This window comes from Aneurinibacillus sp. Ricciae_BoGa-3, from assembly GCF_028421645.1.
In the GTDB taxonomy this organism is placed as follows: Bacteria; Bacillota; Bacilli; order Aneurinibacillales; family Aneurinibacillaceae; genus Aneurinibacillus_B.
Genome location: NZ_CP116887.1, coordinates 3,224,958 through 3,243,341 on the forward strand (window position 1 = coordinate 3,224,958; position 18,384 = coordinate 3,243,341).

The following is an 18,384-nucleotide window of genomic DNA, read 5'->3' on the forward strand; positions in this document are numbered from 1 at the left end:
TGTTAGGGGATTAACTTCGACTTAATTAGATGTTTGTTTTTTAGAAGTACTATCCTGCACAACAAGATAATTTGGAAACATCTTTATCAAATGTAAGGGCTGCTAATTTCAATCCTTCCGCCATTGTTAAATAAGGCGCAAGACTTTCGCGAATATCTTCCACGGTTAATCCAAACTTTACAGCCAATGTCCCAGCATAAATAACATCTCCTGCATTTTCAGCAACAACATGAACGCCTAATATTTTAAGTGTTTTTGCATCTGCTACTAGTTTAAAAACACCTGTCGTTTCCCGATTGACGAGGGCTCTGGGTACGGTGTCTAACGGCAAAACGGATGTTTTAGTTTCGAAACCTCTTTCTTTTGCCTGTTGTTCAGTTAAGCCAACCGTTGCAATAGATGGGGAAGTAAACGTGACGCCTGGAACAACTTCTAAATTTACTTTTCGATTGAGTCCTCCGATGGCATTATCCGCGGCAAGTCCACCCTGATAAGCAGCTACATAAACAAATTGCGGACCAAGGGTTACATCACCTGCGGCATAAATTCGCTCATTAGCGGTTTTGGAATATTCATCAATGACGATTTCACCACGAGAGCCAACTTTAACGCCAGCTTCATGTAAATTCAAGCTTTGTGTATTCGGTGTCCGTCCTGTTGCAACAAGCAGTTGTTCTGATTCAATGATTCGTTTCTTGCCATTAATCTCAACATGAACCTTCTTAATATCTCCATCTTGTTCTATACGTTCATAGGTTACACCGGTAATTACGTTGATTCCTTGCTCTGTAAATGCTTGCATAATGGCTTCCGAAATTTCAGGATCGTATTCTTTTAACAGGCGCTCGCTTCTTTGCACTAACGTTACTTCTGCGCCTAAATGATGAAACAGTTGTCCTAATTCCATGCCGATATATCCAGAACCAATAACCGTAAGACGTTTTGGCACCTTTTTTAATTCCAGTAAAGTAGTGCTTGTTAAATAATCTACATCCTCTAACCCAGCAATAGTAGGAATAGATGGAGAAGCACCTGTGGCTATTAAAAATCGTTTTGCAGTCACGTGCTTGCCATTCACTTCCACTGTTTTTTCATCTACAAATCTCGCTTCACCTTTTATTAATTCAAAACCGTACTCACCAATTAAATTCTCATACTTTTGATTTCGAAGCTCAGTTACCAATTCATTTTTTTGCTTTATTAAGGGTGCTAAATCAACATCGGCTGCAGAAGTGTGTAATCCCATAAATGGATTGTTTTTAGCTAAATGATTGATTTCGCCAGCTCTTAGCAGGGTTTTGGAAGGAACACATCCGATATTAACACACGTTCCACCTACCGTTCCTCGTTCGATCATCGCAACCTTTGCGCCATATTCCACAGCTTTAATGGCGGATGAAAAGGCTGCACCACCCGAACCAATGATGATGTAGTCATAATCAACTTCATCATCTAACACAACTTTTTCTTGCGATTGTACTTCTTCAACAGCTCCTGGTTGATATTTTGCTTCTGCAATCGCTTTTTTCGCTGTTTCAACCTCTACACCATTTGGTAACTCAAACACAGCTTCCCCTCGGCGGAAATTTGCTTCAATACTCTTTGCACCTATATTTTCGAGAGCAACTGACACATGTTCTTCACAACCTGTACATGTCATTCCTTCAACTTTAACTCGATATTTTTTCATTTAAAATCCCTCCTCGCGCAGAAATAAATAACTTATTTTTCCATCAATGTTTCAATAATGGGGCATTCATAAATGTCTTTGTTTTCAGGACACCGTGCTTTAAGGTTCATAAGTATTTTTTCAATTCTTTTGAGATCTTGAATTTTACGTTGTATATCTTCTAATTTTTCGACAGTGAAATCATACATATCCCTGCACTTTACTTCATCGCGATCTACTACACCTAGTAATTTGTCTATTTCATCCAGAGTATATCCTAATTCTTGCATCCGTTTAATGAAATTTAAACGGTCAACAGTTTGTTCTGAATACAATCGATATCCTGAATCTGTACGACAAGGTTTTGGCAATAAGCCAATTCGTTCATAGTATCGAATGGTTTCTTTATTAACGCTGCACTTCTCGGTTAGTTCTCCGATATGAAACTGCATGTATGTCACCTCTTAGGTAGTATAAACCATGTACTTATCTACAGAGTCAAGTATGTTGTATTCAATTTAATTAATTATATTCATCGCTATAACCATAGATTTTGAAACAGACAGCAAATTTAAGTTGGGCTTTGTATATCCGCCTCACTTCCTTTTTTGTTTTAGAATTACGTCAAGACGTAATTATCCTTTTCCATCAATCTATTTCAAACGTTGTATATTGTCCAGGGTTCACATTTTTATGAATGAACTACGAATTAAGTATCGGTTCTCAATGCATAACAACAGCTAACTTATGTGATTTAAAATAGGACAACTACAAAGGCCACGCCATATTTGGTAGGTAGTAAAGGACACCGTTTGTGTGAAATACTTTTACATTTATCGTTCCCGCTGTATTTTGTTAAAAGTAGTCCATTTTTTTATTTGGTCCTCAGATGGATTGCCTCACTTATTATCCCGCCAATATTCCAAATGGCGTTTTTCCTGTTCCATTGGTCATTGGTATCAAGATTAGCCACCCAAATATTGTGATTGTTTGTTTGAAATCGCTTGTTAACAGGTAATAATCCGTCTCTTATAATGAGACCTGCCTGATGTAGATGTAATTGCTCCATTTTAAGACCTGATATGGCAATGATAATCTGCTTCCCGCTAATCTCATCTTGGTCTACGATTAAGGTGTTCTGGTCTTTAAATACGCTTCTCCTTCATACGAAACGAAGTCCATATCTTGCTTCAATTCATCTAGGGAGTTAACCATTGCAAAATCTTCCTTAATGGGTTCCTGATATCCCTCAAAAAATCGAATGAGTCGATCATCCGCATTATGCTTATCTACAAGTGCCGTCAGTGCTCCATACGAAATACAATGGAGTGCCACGGATATCCCAGTCGGGGTGGCACCAATAACAATTACATCAAAATCTTTAAAGGCCCCAATGGAGCAACAGCCCATAAACGAAATCTCCTTTCCTTCAGTTTCTTAATAAATTGAAAAAATTTTTAGCGCATCAGTAAACGGACGAGATATTAACTAAAGGATAGAAAAAATAGAAACTAACCAGCACCCTATGTGCTTATCTCAAAATGTAAACCTTTTTATTTATCCATTAATGCTTCGATAATAGGACACTCATAAATATCTTTGTTTTTGGAACAGGTTTGTTTTAAACTGATAAGCATTTTTTCTACTCTTTTAAGATCTTGAATTTTACGATGTATATGTTCTAACTTCTGGATAGCAAAATCCTTCATATCGCTACACTTTGCTTCATCGTTCTCGAGAACACCTAATAATTTGTCAATTTCATTAAGTGTAAATCCCAATTCTTGCGTACCTTTGATGAAATGTAAGCGATCGACAGCTTGTTCTGAATACATTCGGTATCCAGAATCAGTACGAGCGGGTTCTGGTATTATACCGATTCGTTCATAATAACGAATAGTTTCTTTGTTAACTCTAGACTTCTTGGCCAGTTGTCCGATACGAAACTGCATGCGTTTCACCTCATAGGTAGTATAAACCTTGTACCTTAGTACAGTGTCAATACAAGTTTTTTTACTTTATTTGATGTAGATCTTCTCAACTCATAATTACGAGTGAAGAAGAAAACACGGTGAGTAAAACAACCTGGGAGTAAAAGGCTCGAATTGTTTTCCTTTAGCAGAATTTATCAGCTGCCAAAAACGGTATTAATCCATGGGGAAATTTCCACTCATGGAGTACAGACTTTGAACTGCTCACATCCACTTTTAACATACTATCTTAAACGGGTTATTTACTAGACCGTCTCTGTATGAGACTCGTTTTTACAGAGAAGAGGCTGAGGAAATAGCCCCTGTTTTATATCTACGAATTACTCATTCAAAAAACCCGAATAACGGACTTTTATTTCAAAGTGTCCATTATTCGGGTTGCAGTTCACAGTAAGGGGAATTACCTTTTTTTATTTTGAAATTCCTTTGCTCTATCTTCTTCACGATTCTATTGTCAGATAGAAATTGTTGAATACAAACGATTCAATGCATTCCAGAAAAAGGGTTGCAGTGTATGCACAAAACTTGAAAATATCTTATCGTGATACTAACTTTGCTGTTTTTCTGATGTACCATTTTCCCTTTCCGCACATATCACTGGCGGTAAAACAATGCATATCCTAGCGATATTTTCGCCGAATATGCGTCGCGATAATTACAGCCGTCAGGATGACGAAGTACCCAGTAAGGATCCATTTTATAGCCACACCGGCAAACGCTTCGCCGATTCCAATTGCGCCGAGCGTCATGAGAAATACCGGACCGCAGCAAATCAAGGACAAAATCACTGCGCCCAAAACTCCTATAATAACGCCGTAACCTCCAAAATACCCCATTTAGCAATCGTTTTTTTCTCATCCATGAGCCATCATCCCTTTTGTCAACGAAGACCTACGTCGAATGTGTGTCTGTCGTTTTCGCTACCAAGGCGCGCCACATTTCCTTTTGATTTTAAGACTACAGGCATCCCAGACAGACCCCTTCCGGGGATTTCGACTTCTTTATTTTTGAATCGTATCATGTTCCCTGTTCACAGACATCTCAGGAGGTGTACAACAGTCACTTTTTTTGGTATTTTTAAACAATGGAGGTGTACAACAATCCATTCCCTTTCGAGATTTTCGCCGAGTCACCATGGCAATAATTGCAATCGCCATAACTACGAACATCGCACCAAGAACCCAATTCTTTACTACGCCAGATAAAGCTGCACCCACACCACTGGCGCCGAGCCCCGCTAGTAATAACGGACCACCACAGCAAAGTAAGGGCAAAATCAGTGCAGCTATCGCTCCTAAAATACCCCATCCAGTATTCGTTTTTTTCTCATCCACAAGTCATCATTCCTTCCAAATAATCCGTTACTGCATATTTATTTAAATGTTGTATAGATCTAGCGGCCCTGGTTACGTACCTTAGTTGCGGACTTGCTCGCCAATCAACATACTGGCGTCATAGAACAAGTCGCCCGTACTTGCAATTCGACTTGTCTTGATTCGCGATACAACAATAAGACATTTCCATCGTAGGTATTTTGATCAATATATCTTTTCAACTTAAGTAAGTGATTAAACGTGCTACAGTAAATGGTGGCCAATCAACCAATAGTACATTACGTACAACCCAGCCCCTATAATGATTATTGCACTGGCACGCGCAACAAAGGGGACCATTTTACTGAGGCGACTGGCAAGAAATGTGCGCGACACCAAAGCTAATATGGAAACAGTCACGACTACTAGTCCCATCCCAAGTGCATAAAGGACAAAATGCAGTACACCTTGGGCGAACTCACCGAGAATAATCGACTGGGAGACCAACATTAAAAATACAGGCAACGTACAGCCCAAGGAGGCAGCTGCATAAAGTATCCCGTAAATGAACATCGACCATACGGAGCCTACTTGCACCTTATTACTACCAGTATATTTCATCATGTTTAATTCGATGCTTCTACCATTTAGCATGAACAGTCCCATTATCACTAGCAGTAAACCAATACCAACGGAGAGCCAAGGCATGATAGTGTAAAGAACTTGACCGGCAAATGTGATTACCAATCCAAGCAGGAGAAACACCATCAGAAATCCAATCGTCATCCACAATCCTACGAGAGCTCCTCGTAGGCCACTTCGGATATATGATGAACTATGCATTTGATCCTGCCCCACGAGGTAAGAAACATAAGATGGCAGCATTGCCATTCCACAGGGATTAAAAGCTGCCGCGATTCCGGCAATAAAAACAAATCCTAAATTGGTAGTAGCATCCATCTTATCACCTACAATTTGGCTAAATATCCGGTTGCCATCATTATTTGTCTTCCTATCTCACTCGGGCTTGTCTTCGCTGAATTATACCAAACTGTCATCCGTTCATTCGGCCCGGCAACTGTTTTGGTGATGCCCGGCAATTTCGCGATGAACTCCTTAAATTGCTCCTGTGAAATCGGCGCGCAGCATCCCTCTCCTGGTTGTAAAACAAAACTGATTTTTTTAACAGTTTCAGAAGTGGTCTGAGACATTGTTGCTTTGGTTTGGTGTGCTATTGACGAATCGGCCGCAGTTGTAGATGGTGTCTTGTTAGATGCCGTTTGAGAATTTGAATTTGAAGGAACCCCGCACCCTGATAACAGGACTATAGACAATGTAACAAAGCTTAGTAGCAGCTTGTTCTTCATGCACGTCCCTCTTTCATACTATTTAAGTTAAACAACACTTTGTTTTCGTGTGAATTTATTGGGTAATTGATCTCACCACGCGCATCTCGTAAAAAGTATTGGGTCACGCCAATGATTGAATCGCTTGTTTTACCTCTTTGACTGCAGCCGTTACATTACCTAAACAGCATGAGCCCTGTGGATTATTCAGGTCACAGCCGCAGCGTCCTGCTTTAATATGAGAAGAAATCGATGACACTGCTGTACTTTTTCCGGTTGTACGAATCTCCTCCATAATTTTTGAACGGGTCCAGTCAAAGTAGTAGCAGACATTTGTATCTTGACCGTGATCCTTTTGAAAAACTGGGAGACGGACATCATCTTTTGTAAACCGTCCCCCCTGATCTCCGAAGTTCACTACATTACAATTGTCTGATGCACAAAAACGATAGGTTTGATGTGCATCAAGTGTTTCAAGAGCGATAGGTAAAAGCATGCTCTTAACCGTCAAAAGATTGATGTCTTTTCCCTTTTCACCACACATTGGACATTCGGTTACAGTAGTGGCCTTTTCCTTCTTCACAGCACAACAATCTTCGGCTGTTTCCTGTGTTGAGGACTCAACACTGCAGCAGTCCTTTATGGCTTCCAATTTTTTCTTGAGTATTTACTACGCAACAATCTGACGTAGCTCTGACCTCCACATATTTTATAGATATTTAACCACTAGTGTTGCATAAATAAATACAGAATTATCAGATTTACATCTTCCTTAGTTATAAGCCAAAAAGGTAAACGCTATAGTAAAGGTCGCTCTGTCCATTTGGCATTTTTATACAGTTAAACCTGTGCAACAACGACTGCTTCGTTCCTACGGAACGGTTTGATTAGAAAATCGGCGAATCCAAACGATAGATGATTTCTATAAAGCAGCTTTGAGCCACCGGCTAATCTGAAGGACCATCTTTTTGCTGTTTGTCTCAAGTTGAATCAGCACGTGCAAACAATACACAATAAGAGCAGAAAAGATTTGATTTTGTATCGCGTTTTCACTCATGCCATAAAATTGTTTGATCGTTACGTGCTGCTTCAGCCATTTGAAAAACAATTCAATGGCCCATCTAGACCGGTAGATTTCACTGATTTCCTCGGCACTTATATCGAAACGGTTCGTGATTAGCCGAAGCTTATTTCCTTTGGTATCCACAACTTCCAAAAGCCGAAAGATGTTTTCTGCCCGATTTTGCCCCTATGTATACCATTCGGTCTGACAAAACCATACTTTCCTCCGGAAGAGAGAAGGAGTGGATCTCATGTGTCACGGCATTCCTCTTGAGTCGCGAAACAAAAAAGTATCCATCATCGGTCATCCGGTCAAAGCGTTCGTAATCTACATATCCTCGGTCAAACACGTACATCGTTTCTTTGTCATCGACCAGCACTTCCAGCTGGCCGCGATCATGTTCCTTGGCTGTTGTAATGATCGCTTTATCGGGATAAGCCGTGTTTTTATCCATGAAAACTAACCGAAGGTGAAGTTTCACGCCTGCCTTTGTTTTCCGGAACTTCGCCCATTTATAATGCGTGAGATTCAAGGGCAAGGTGCTGGAATCAATGATCTTTAACGGCATCGCCTTTGCGGTTTTTTGATGAAACCCATGGATTTTTTGAACGAGATCTAAGAACACACAGGAAAGTATCGCTGGTTCCACGCTATTATTTTTTCGGGATAACTGTGAGACACTAATCGACTCAAAACCTACGGTTTTTTGAAGGTCCGTATCCAGTAAAGCATGGCTTAGGGCGTGAAGGCTTTCCGTCTCCTGTAAGTGTGAAAAAAGAAGCAGCTTGATATAAGCTTCAGTCGTTAGCTTTTTCGTATAAATATCTTGTTTATGGAGTTCTACCAGTTCAAAAAGGTTTTGAAGATTTATCGGCGATATCCATTTACCAAATGAAGATTTTCGTGTATTCTTGTCCATAGATATGATCCTTTATATTGGATTTGGACAGGAAACCACCTGTACTTTCCATTGTAAAGGATTTTTTTATTGGCAAAAACATTAAATTTAAATATTGGGATGATTTTTAATACTGAAATATAATTAATGCAACACTAGTGATATTTAACAGTAACAGGGAACGGATAATAGGGATCCGATTCCAATGCATTTTGAGCGGCTTTAACCAGTTCCGTCCGGTCAGCTTCGGGAATTAAATGAGAGATCAAGAGATTTCCCTTTTTTTCAGGTTTCCCTATAAGCCCGGGCACATCAATAATGGCGTCATTCACTCGAACCATACAACCTTTACATGTGAATCGCTCCGATATCAAAATAATTTTGTCAGCTTCCATTTGTACATTCAACTCGTTCTTAAAGCCCTGAATTGATTCGCCAAATACATGTGAAGCTACAATGAACGATTCAGGAAGGGTAAGACGGTCGCGTGCACTTGTAGAATTGCTGTTTTTAAATTGTATCCAATGATCCTCTGAACAAAAAAATTGAATCGCTGGACAACAGCTGGTTGAAAGTGAGGCACTTGGTTGAGTCTCACAGGTATCGCAACAAGTGATATTATCGCTGATTGTTCCAACACCCACCACAACAGCATCCGGTTTTGACACAGGGACATTATTCATTACATTGATGATTATTTTTTCTCCACAATAAGCACATTTCGAATCGATTTCGGTATCTGCTTCAAACATGGATGGAATACCAAGAGCATCAATCGCACACATAGCATAAGTCGGTGATTTTCCAGCCAACGTTACCCGATGCGAGGTAGCAGTCCCAGAAAAAGGGTACGCAACAGTTACCCTTCCAGAGCTTTGATCCCAATGAATCAAGTCCAGTTGCGATAAATATGGAAGAGTCGATTTAATATCAATTCCTTTACCTTCCCAGATAGAGGTTAAATCTTTTATATTGACGCTTTTTCCTTCAACCATTGTAAGGATGATCCCCGTACGAATCATGTTTTCTGTTGGCGTTAGGGAACTTATTTTTTCTTTAAAGCCTCCTTTTGGTAGACCAATGGTCTGTAATACCTTCTCTGTCAAGCCCTGTAACGATGCATTTGTTTGATCATGATTCATCCTGTTACCTCCTCACTCCTTTTTAATTTTGTTTTAGCGAATGACTTAGAGTGCTAGTTCTCCTATAATAGTGACTTGCTTACCTCGTATGCAGTATAAACCATGTACATAAGTGCAGGGTCAATACATTGTTGTTTAGATTCATGAATTTCTTTTTGAGTAAATAAGAAGATTGCTCTTTCCCAAGTTTGTTCCCTGCCCATTCATTGAGTTCATTTTATTGTTGGTTGCAAAGTATACGTACTTTGGTTCTAATGAATTTAAAATCCGTATACAGCTTTAGTAGTCCGTTGAAGAAGTCCTACTTTTAGGGTTGGCTAATTACGGAACCAACAAGGCAGCAAGTGTCTCCCTCATGGGCGCCGAGGCATACGCCATTGAGCCAGCTTTCGGGAAAATAACGGTTCCTTAAATTTCAAGAAATAGCTTTATCACTGTTTTGCTGCGGTGAAGTAAATCAAAGGCCGGTACCACATAACACCCTGGTGCAACCCGTAGCCAGCTTACTGATTCATAAAAAACACCATCCTTTGCATAAAGCTTGTAAAGGATGGTGTTGATCGTTTTGGGATATAATTTGCCATAGTCTGATGGCAATTGATGGACATTACAAAGATTTTTCTGTCCAAGTTTTTAAAGTTGACTTTTAATTCCAACTGAAGTGAGCCAATTGTTGTAAATATACAGCTTAATTTATAGGCTTTAAGGGTCGCCTGCAGGCTGACACCTCGTATGTTAACAGGAGGTACTTTTTTTATCGAACCTCAAATTTTCCCTTAACAGGAATGCTCCTTTTTATAATTATCTGTTTCACATAAACAATATAAAATATTTAGTTTTGTTCCTCTGTAATGTGTCTTACAAAGCTCTATGCATAATTTTTAAAGACTAACGAAACATTGTGACCGCCAAACCCTAATGAGTTACTCAAAACAACCTGAACATTTGCTTGTCTCGCCTGATTTGGGACATAATCTAAGTCCAATTCTTTGTCAGGTGTTTCGTAATTGATGGTAGGAGGTAAAACACCTTTTTTTATAGCGAGAATTGAAAAAATCGCTTCAATTGCACCGGCAGCTCCAAGTACATGTCCTGTCATGGACTTTGTAGAGCTGACCGCCAATTGATAAGCGTGTTCTCCAAAGACAGACTTAATGGCCTGTGTTTCATATAAATCATTGTAATACGTGCTTGTTCCGTGAGCGTTAATATAATCTACATCTTCTGGATGCAACCCGGCGTCTTGAAGAGCGATTGTCATCGCTCTCGCTCCCCCCTCTCCACCAGGTGCCGGTGTGGTGATATGATGAGCATCACCCGTAGCTCCGTACCCTACGATTTCGCCGTAAATGTTTGCATTGCGGGATACGGCCGATTCCCGGCTTTCTAAAATCAAGATGCCTGCACCTTCTCCCATAACAAACCCATCGCGATTTTTATCAAATGGTCGACTCGCCGTTCGTGGGTCAGGATTGGTGCTAAGTGCCGTCATGCTCGAAAAACCTGCCAAAGCCATATCTGTAATTGGTGCTTCCGCGCCTCCTGCAATCATCACATCGGCGTCCCCTCGTTCAATTACTTTATAGGCGTCGCCGATCGAGTTTGCTCCGGATGCACAAGCGGTTACTGTGCATGTGGTGATCCCTTTTGCCCCAACCATAATCGATACTTGTCCGGAAGCCATGTCTGGAATCATCATCGGAACAAAAAACGGACTTACTCGTTTATACCCTTTTTCATAAAACTTCCTAAATTGCTCCTCGTAGGTTTCCATTCCGCCGATACCTGTCCCAATCCAAACGCCGACACGTTCCGGATTGATATTTTCGCCGATTATGATATCGGCGTCTTTCAGAGCCTCTAATGTGGCCACAACCGCAAATTGTGTGAAACGGTCCATTTTTCTTGCTTCTTTTGCTTTTAAATAGTCGACAGAATTAAAATTTTTTACTTCCCCTGCTACTTTCGTAGGAAAATTGGTGGCATCCCGTCGTGTCAGCGGCCCAATACCTGAACAGCCTTCTACCACCCCTTTCCAAGAACTTCTAACGTTATTACCTAAAGGGGTAATCATTCCCATGCCAGTAATAACAACACGCTGTTTTTTCATCTATTATTTCCCCCATTTCATCGCTAGACTAGCCCATGTTAAGCCTCCGCCAAATCCGACGAAAACCAATGTATCCCCATCTTTAATCGTTCCTTTGTTCAATTCATGAGCAAGACTTAATGGAATGGAAGCGGATGACGTATTTCCATATTGATTGACAGTAACAGAAAACTTATCCTTTCTCATTCCCAATTTTTCTTGAGCTGCTTCAATAATACGGATGTTGGCTTGATGAGGGATAATCATATCAATATCTTCTGTGGAAAGATCGGCTTGTTCCATCACATGCAGGACAGCATCAGGCATTTTACGAACAGCAAACTTAAACACTTCTCGTCCGTTCATTTCAATATTTTCATCCTTGAAAAGGTGCTTTTCACCACTTCCATCAGCGCCAAGTTCAAAAGATAATATTCCTTTGTCATCACTAACAGGCCCCATAACAACTGCTCCCGCACCATCACCGAACAGAACGGCGGTGTTACGATCACTCCAATCGACAATGCGAGAAAGTTTTTCTGCACCAATAACTAAAATGTATCGGTAAGCGCCTGTTTCGATAAATTGTTTCGCTGTGACCATCCCATAGATAAAACCAGAACAGGCAGCACTAAGATCCATAGCCCCTATTTTTTTTGCTCCTAACTTCTCCTGAACTAAACAGGCCGTGGAAGGAAACGAAAAATCCGGAGTTGCCGTTGCCACTAAAATCAAATCAATATTTTTTGCTAATACCCCAGCATCCTTGATTGCCTTTTTGGCTGCAATAGTAGCCATATCAGATGTATTTTCATTCTCCGATGCAAGATGCCTTGTCTCGATTCCCGTCCTCGTTCGAATCCATTCATCAGAGGTATCCATCATTTTTTCTAAATCAAAATTGGTAAGCGTCTTTTCAGGGACATAAACACCTAACCCCAGTATACCGGCATGAATCATTTCATTCTCCTTTTATATAAGCTCTAATTTTATGGCCTCATTCCAATTTACGATTCAAAAAGATTAAAATACAGCCTGTATTAGCTGTATTTTAATCTCAACCATGTACCAACTATCCGGTACAATTTTAGTAAAGTATAGGCTTATGATGGAAAATTGCAACCTTCAGGCCCACAAGCATTCACTTCTGATACCTTATCCTTCTCGTTCCGTTGATTTTTTTCGTTATCAACCGTATCAATCAAACGTTCCAACATCGACACCGGTTGTGCGCCTACTGACATATACTCACCGTATATAAAAGTTGGGACCCCAGTAACACCGAGTTGTCTTGCATCTTCAATAGAACGAAGCACTTGTGGCAAATATACTTCCTGTTTAATCGCCGTACGGAACTTTTCTCCATCAAGGCCTATTGTAGATGCGATATTCACAAGTACGTCCAGGTCACCAATGTCTTGACCATCAACCCAATATGCCTTAAAGACTGCCTCATGATATTCGTTCGTTTTGCCGTATTCTTTTGCAAATTCCAACCCCATCAATGCTTTTCGTGATTCACTCGTTACGGTGGTAAGAACATCCGTTTTCATTTGAATATCATATTTTTGGGCCAATCGGTTTAAGCTTTCTTGAGCTTGCTGCATATAGGAACTGTTTGGATCGGGTTGCCCTTCTGGATGAAGTTCAAATTCTCGCCATTCAATTTCTAAATCGGGATATTTGTTTGATAAACGCTCAGCATTTACTTTACCAATGTAACAAAACGGACAGATAAAATCAGAATAGACGATGAGTTTTCGGTTTGACATACTTCATCTTTCTCCTTTTCACATTATTTTTTTTCTAAAGTTTAGATTTCAAAATCGACAATTATAAGATCGGTCAATCCAATTTCCTTTAAATAAGCGACAAGTGCTTGATGTTTCGGATGTGGACCATATGCTTCCAAAGCTTCTTTCGTTTCAAGACGGACAGTAAGGCCAATCTCAAAACCTTGATTACTTGTTGAAAAATTGTAGTTGCTTTGCAAATCTAAAATTCCAGGTATTTCGTGTTTTAGGTTCTTTATTTTATGAATGGCTTCATCTTTTTGATCTTTTTGGGTTCCCTCACTAAACTTGAATAAAACTATATGTTCAACCATATCTTCTTTTCTCCTTAATTTTTTAGATTTTATTTTTCAAACTAACAATTAACTATATTTGTACCAACCGGTTGGTACAAATATACCGAAATTGAATCCATTTTGTCAAACTTTATTTTTAACTATTGTAGTTGTCCCTGCTCTCGATAAAGTCACATGCAATTATCGTTGCAATTGCTCCATCAAAGGGATGGGTTATAATCTGACGAAGCTTTCTGTGTTAAATCCCCAGATCAAATATCCCAGGGGATAGCGGTTCCATTTCCTCTTGGTTATGATATACCCATTTATCCCTTTTCTGTTAAATAAATTACAAACAGTTTTTCTTAAAATTAACTAGTTACTCCTTTAATAATCGCTTTTAAATGTGCTGACCGAGGTCCAAAAAAAGCTCCTCATATTTTTTAATGTCTGAATGAAGATTTGCATCAATGATTATCCTACCATAAGTCGGTTCATCGATAATAAATTCATCATTGATTATATATTCTTTCATCTGTATTCATACGGAAGCTACTATTTTTGGCCTTTTCGTTTCTCCACTCAATAATAATTTGACTGGAGACCGACTGGTCTCCTAATGAGATAGTTGAAATTTTGCTCTTATAACTTCTATAATATTTATTAGAATTTGCATGTCTTGTTTGTTTTTTTTCAATAAAATAGCTCCTTCAATCATAGCCACAATGGCTTGTGCATATTTTTCGGTGTCTATATCTTGTTTTAGCTCTCCGCGTTCAATCATTTCATCCAAGACGTTTTTTAATGCGTAAATCCAATGGTGAAAAACTTCATCAATTTTAATTCGAAATTCCTCATCATGCTCACTCATTTCAAGAGCAAGGTTTCCGATTGGACAACCACTATTTGTTTGATTGTGAAAACATAAAGCCCAATCCAGCATCTTACATAGCTTTTCTTTCGGTTTTTTGGATGATTGCAGTATATTTATTACCAATTGATGATTCCATTCATCAACTAAATCATGTACCACAGCTAAACCAAGATCGTGCTTTGAAGAAAAATAATGATAAAACTGCCCCTTACCTATTTCAGCTGCTTCAAGAACATCATTAATTGTTGTGGCTTGATAGCCTTTCGAATGGATTAGTTCTTTAGTGGTTTCAATAATCTTGTTTTTTTTCGACATCAAAAACTCCTCTTTTCTTAACCTACCAGTTGGTACAGTTAATATAACAGATATCCATAGTGTCGTCAAACTGAAGTTTTAAATCGCCAACCCAAAATAATGCTAGGTGAATTTTAATTTTCCTTTGTTCATAAATCTCTCCCATACCCTTCTTTTCATTCACTCATGGTTGATAAGAAAACAGGTTATTATTTAAGAACGAAAGGCTGGATTCGATATGACAGTAGCAGAAATACAGCATTGTATCTCCGAATGCCCGTCTGTATGGAAGCATGTAATTTTTGTTACGGGACATGCCTCCAAGAAGAAGACACCTTTTAGATCACTTTATGCTTTGTCACAGCTTCTTGTTTCCATAGAAGGTCTTACCGGATTTTCATACATTTATCCATGCATCTCTCTGTATGTATTTCCCCATTTATCTCATTTTTGGAGTTGATCGATTCGCTTCATAATCAACTGTACCTGAGAATATAGATCTATACGTGATTTCCAATCCATTGGTTTGATGACCTCATTTTTAATCTGTTCCTTAACTGATATGAACGAAACTGTCAAGGCCCCATAACTAAAGGGTTTTAAAATCAGTTTTCATTCCACTGATGGACATGGTTATCCTTTCTTTAACTTACAGACCCATCATCCTTTCTCGCTGTGTTTGTCAAGGGCGTCTTTTGCCCTTGATAAACGAACAGTCGGGAAAGGATATCTTTTTAAAAGTAGAAGAAAGAAAATCTTAAAACCTTGGCACGAAGACAAAGGACACTGACGGCGGTTAACAGTCTGATATGCGCGGGTTGGCTACCGCATTTCAATCCGATCCGTCACAGAGCTGCCTCGGACTAACGGCGCACGCTCGGTAATGTAACGCCTAGTGCATAGTTAAGAGTGAGGGTTTTCCTTACCGGGGCTTCGCCTTCGAGCCAAACCTTCAAAATCTCTTTTTTAGTTTAAAAGACAAGGGGTTGCTGATTACGCAGACGATTATGCAGCGTTAAACTCTTCGAGTTTCTTTTTCTCAATGGCACATCCAATGGCCCAAATAAACCCAATCAATTCTCGAGCGACCGCGAAGGACAGAGACTGCGTACTGCACAGCTTGTGTAGACACGCCAACCGTGGGTACCACGGGGCTGGCCTGCTTATCATCTTCGCCTGGTAGGGCGTTCAGCGCAGGAATCTCGTTACTTCAGTGACGAGAGGTTCAATAAGTATAGATTTGATCACCTATTAAAGGAGAATTGGCATGGAAGAAAAAGTTCTCCATACACATGATGTTAAGTTTGTTTATTGGCATGTCCAAGGCCCTCCACATAGACATATGTACTCTACGAGGACGTCATTTAATGATCGTCATACTCACTTAATGAGTGGGGTAACCTCATTTGATGACGGTCATGTTCATTATTATAGGGGAGCAATCGGACGTGCCATCCCTTTACCAGACGGTGGACATATACATGAATTTGCAGGTAAAACTTCAATTACTAATAGGCATACCCATTCCTATTATGAAAGAACAGGTAAAGACTATTGATCACTCCCTTTATTAACATGGTTATTTCGGGTAGTTAATTTGTTGTCTTCCATCCCTTTCTCTACCAGTTATGCAACTACTATTGTTGTTATAGTTTCAAATAATTATTTTTTATGCAAAAAAAATATAATTTGTAATGAGGGTCTACACCAAAATCTGTTCTTGACATAGAAAAATAAAAAAACATCTGTATCTCTATTATGCTGAAAGTACCACCCATCAACGTAACGAGGTATACAGATGCACTCTCAGTTTATCAATTTTTTATTAAACATACCAGAATTAATTGTTTCCCATGTACGTGAAGAAAATCCTGTTGTACTTTTACTGGATGTGGAGCCGACGGCTCCTATTCAACCTTGCCCTTGTTGCCATTCTGCCGGACATGTGATTCGCCGTGGGATTGCTTATACACGAAAAGTACGTCATCTTCCCGCATTTGGCCGTATTGTTTTTCTTATGCTTCCGGCTATTCGTATGACATGCACGAACTGTGATCTCTCATTTGTCTGTCGTTACTCATGCGTTGCGCCTGAAAACGATACACCCAAGCTTTTGAAGATACTTTGGCTTCTCACGTTCTAGGTGCAACGGTTGTCCATGCAGCCAAACAGACAAAGACACCGGCGACTACCATTGAACGGGTTTTCAAAAAGTGGATGGAAAAAGAAAGTCCGCGTCTGCAAACAGAATGTATCCAAGCGGCTTCTCAGCGCGAAGGACTTGTCATTGGCATTGATGATTTTGCGATTCGTAAAGGACATACCTATAATACAGGCTTGTATGATTTACGAGGAAATACACTTCTCGATGTCATCCCGGGTAGGACGGTAAGCGAGCTGCGTGCTTATTACCAAGAACACCCCGAATTATTTACGCTTGAACCTGTCGCTGTAGTTATGGATTTAGCTCGTTGTTATCACACTTTTATAACGGAAGTCTATCCCCGTGCCATACGAATTGCCGATCGTTTTCATGTCAATCGCTATGTCACGAAAACTCTACAGAATGTACGTAAAAGTGTACAAAGTACGCTTTCTTCTCGTGCGCGTAAACAACTAAAGCAGCATTTTCGTGTTCTTGGCAAACGTAACGAAGATTTAGCGGATCAAGAGCGTGAGCTCTTGAAAGACCTCCTTCATTACTCACATCTCTTGCGAGATGTGTATGAGTGGAAGGAAGCCTTTATCCAATGGTACGATTGTAGCTCCTCCTTTGCCTATGCCAAACAAGGGTTTATACGTTGGTGTAGACAAGGAGAAAAAATCAATCATGCAGCAGTCCAATCTTGTCTGAAAACAATGGAAAACTAGCAAGAAGAAATCTGTAATTATCATCTTCTTCGTTTTACGAATGCATCTGTTGAAGGTAAAAATAATAAAATCAAAGCTTTGCAACGCCGTCATTACTTCACGCGAAATCTGAAGGGTTACAAACAAAGGATTTTGTTGGAGTGCAATGAGGAACAAATTACAGGTTAGGTTTTGTCAAGAACATGTTGGTGTAGACCCTGTAATGAACAAGAAAGTAAAAAGACCGATTCTAGTGTTGTTGAGGATCGGTCTTACTTATTTCTACATTTGCCTTAATACGAGTACTGCCGGATTCCGCAACCAAAAGTTCTACCAGTTCTTCTCTTCTTTCCTCCAATAATTCGGCTGCTTTTTCCACTATGGCTGATCTTTTATAAGGATTGATTTTTTCCCATTCTGCTTGAGCAGCTCTTGCCGACTCATACGCCTCATTGATGTCATCTATATTTGCTAATTTAATTTCTGCAACAGATTCATCATTATAAGGATTTTTATCTACATAAACGTTTTTACCGGATCCTTCTCTCCATTGACCATTGATAAATTGTTGGCTCCATTGTAGATTATTTTCCATATTAAAAAACCTCTTTCTTACAGTTTATATTCAATATCTGAGATTACTATCAATTTCCTTATGTTTTCGATGCCCAATCAATTACATTTTTAATATTTTAGGGATGCCAAAATTGTATTCAGAGTAGGCGATAAGAAGTGTATCTACTTCTCGGATGGCGTCTTTATAAAGAAACTATAGCGCCCCGATCGC

The 18,384-nt window shown here is 39.6% G+C and carries 17 protein-coding genes and 2 pseudogenes; 3 read left to right on the forward strand and 16 right to left on the reverse strand.

Features of this window, described 5'->3' with window-relative positions:
• Positions 1-49: 49 nt before the first annotated feature.
• The 15 genes and pseudogenes from merA to PP175_RS16400 all read right to left on the reverse strand — a co-directional run bounded on the left by merA (position 50) and on the right by PP175_RS16400 (position 14,768).
• Positions 50-1,690, reverse strand: coding sequence for a mercury(II) reductase (gene merA / locus PP175_RS16330; protein WP_272439384.1), 1,641 nt, complete (start codon positions 1,688-1,690; stop codon positions 50-52).
• A gap of 32 nt (positions 1,691-1,722) precedes the next feature.
• A complete protein-coding gene (gene merR, locus PP175_RS16335; protein WP_272439385.1) occupies positions 1,723-2,121 on the reverse strand; it encodes a mercury resistance transcriptional regulator MerR in 399 nt (132 codons plus the stop codon).
• A gap of 676 nt (positions 2,122-2,797) precedes the next feature.
• Positions 2,798-3,079: a hypothetical protein gene (locus tag PP175_RS16340; RefSeq protein WP_272439386.1), complete on the reverse strand. Its 282-nt coding sequence runs from the start codon at positions 3,077-3,079 to the stop codon at positions 2,798-2,800.
• Positions 3,080-3,222: 143 nt separating this feature from the next.
• Positions 3,223-3,621: a mercury resistance transcriptional regulator MerR gene (merR, locus tag PP175_RS16345; RefSeq protein WP_272439387.1), complete on the reverse strand. Its 399-nt coding sequence runs from the start codon at positions 3,619-3,621 to the stop codon at positions 3,223-3,225.
• 1,040 nt (positions 3,622-4,661) lie between these two features.
• A complete protein-coding gene (locus PP175_RS16350) occupies positions 4,662-4,994 on the reverse strand; it encodes a mercury transporter (RefSeq protein ID WP_272439388.1) in 333 nt (110 codons plus the stop codon).
• Between the two features lie 243 nt (positions 4,995-5,237).
• Complete coding sequence (locus PP175_RS16355; RefSeq protein WP_272439389.1) at positions 5,238-5,933, reverse strand: cytochrome c biogenesis CcdA family protein; 696 nt, start codon at positions 5,931-5,933, stop codon at positions 5,238-5,240.
• A gap of 8 nt (positions 5,934-5,941) precedes the next feature.
• Positions 5,942-6,340, reverse strand: coding sequence for a polysaccharide biosynthesis/export family protein (locus PP175_RS16360; protein WP_272439390.1), 399 nt, complete (start codon positions 6,338-6,340; stop codon positions 5,942-5,944).
• Positions 6,341-6,443: 103 nt separating this feature from the next.
• Positions 6,444-6,971: a putative iron-sulfur cluster-binding metallochaperone gene (locus tag PP175_RS16365; protein WP_442870384.1), complete on the reverse strand. Its 528-nt coding sequence runs from the start codon at positions 6,969-6,971 to the stop codon at positions 6,444-6,446.
• 270 nt (positions 6,972-7,241) lie between these two features.
• Positions 7,242-8,301: pseudogene (locus tag PP175_RS16370) on the reverse strand (IS4 family transposase).
• Between the two features lie 134 nt (positions 8,302-8,435).
• Positions 8,436-9,422, reverse strand: coding sequence for an organomercurial lyase (gene merB / locus PP175_RS16375; RefSeq protein WP_272439392.1), 987 nt, complete (start codon positions 9,420-9,422; stop codon positions 8,436-8,438).
• A gap of 868 nt (positions 9,423-10,290) precedes the next feature.
• A complete protein-coding gene (gene fabF / locus PP175_RS16380) occupies positions 10,291-11,532 on the reverse strand; it encodes a beta-ketoacyl-ACP synthase II (protein WP_272439393.1) in 1,242 nt (413 codons plus the stop codon).
• Between the two features lie 3 nt (positions 11,533-11,535).
• A complete protein-coding gene (locus PP175_RS16385; RefSeq protein ID WP_272443292.1) occupies positions 11,536-12,468 on the reverse strand; it encodes a beta-ketoacyl-ACP synthase III in 933 nt (310 codons plus the stop codon).
• Positions 12,469-12,614: 146 nt separating this feature from the next.
• Positions 12,615-13,283, reverse strand: coding sequence for a DsbA family oxidoreductase (locus PP175_RS16390; protein WP_272439394.1), 669 nt, complete (start codon positions 13,281-13,283; stop codon positions 12,615-12,617).
• A 41-nt stretch (positions 13,284-13,324) separates the two neighbouring features.
• The gene (locus tag PP175_RS16395) at positions 13,325-13,618 is read right to left on the reverse strand and encodes a Dabb family protein (RefSeq protein ID WP_272439395.1); all 294 of its coding nucleotides are present in this window, start codon (positions 13,616-13,618) and stop codon (positions 13,325-13,327) included.
• A 577-nt stretch (positions 13,619-14,195) separates the two neighbouring features.
• A complete protein-coding gene (locus PP175_RS16400; RefSeq protein ID WP_272439396.1) occupies positions 14,196-14,768 on the reverse strand; it encodes a TetR/AcrR family transcriptional regulator in 573 nt (190 codons plus the stop codon).
• A gap of 1,246 nt (positions 14,769-16,014) precedes the next feature.
• Here PP175_RS16400 and PP175_RS16405 point away from each other — a divergent pair.
• The 3 genes and pseudogenes from PP175_RS16405 to PP175_RS16415 all read left to right on the forward strand — a co-directional run bounded on the left by PP175_RS16405 (position 16,015) and on the right by PP175_RS16415 (position 17,786).
• Positions 16,015-16,305 (forward strand): YmaF family protein, encoded by a 291-nt coding sequence (locus PP175_RS16405; RefSeq protein ID WP_272439397.1) that lies wholly within the window; start codon positions 16,015-16,017, stop codon positions 16,303-16,305.
• A gap of 240 nt (positions 16,306-16,545) precedes the next feature.
• Positions 16,546-16,890 carry a transposase family protein gene (locus tag PP175_RS16410; RefSeq protein WP_272439398.1) on the forward strand — a complete coding sequence of 115 codons (345 nt, stop codon included), beginning with the start codon at positions 16,546-16,548 and terminating at the stop codon, positions 16,888-16,890.
• A gap of 74 nt (positions 16,891-16,964) precedes the next feature.
• Positions 16,965-17,786: pseudogene (locus tag PP175_RS16415) on the forward strand (ISL3 family transposase).
• 61 nt (positions 17,787-17,847) lie between these two features.
• Here the strand turns inward: PP175_RS16415 and PP175_RS16420 are convergent.
• A complete protein-coding gene (locus PP175_RS16420) occupies positions 17,848-18,192 on the reverse strand; it encodes an aldehyde dehydrogenase family protein (RefSeq protein ID WP_272439399.1) in 345 nt (114 codons plus the stop codon).
• Between the last annotated feature and the right edge of the window lie 192 nt (positions 18,193-18,384).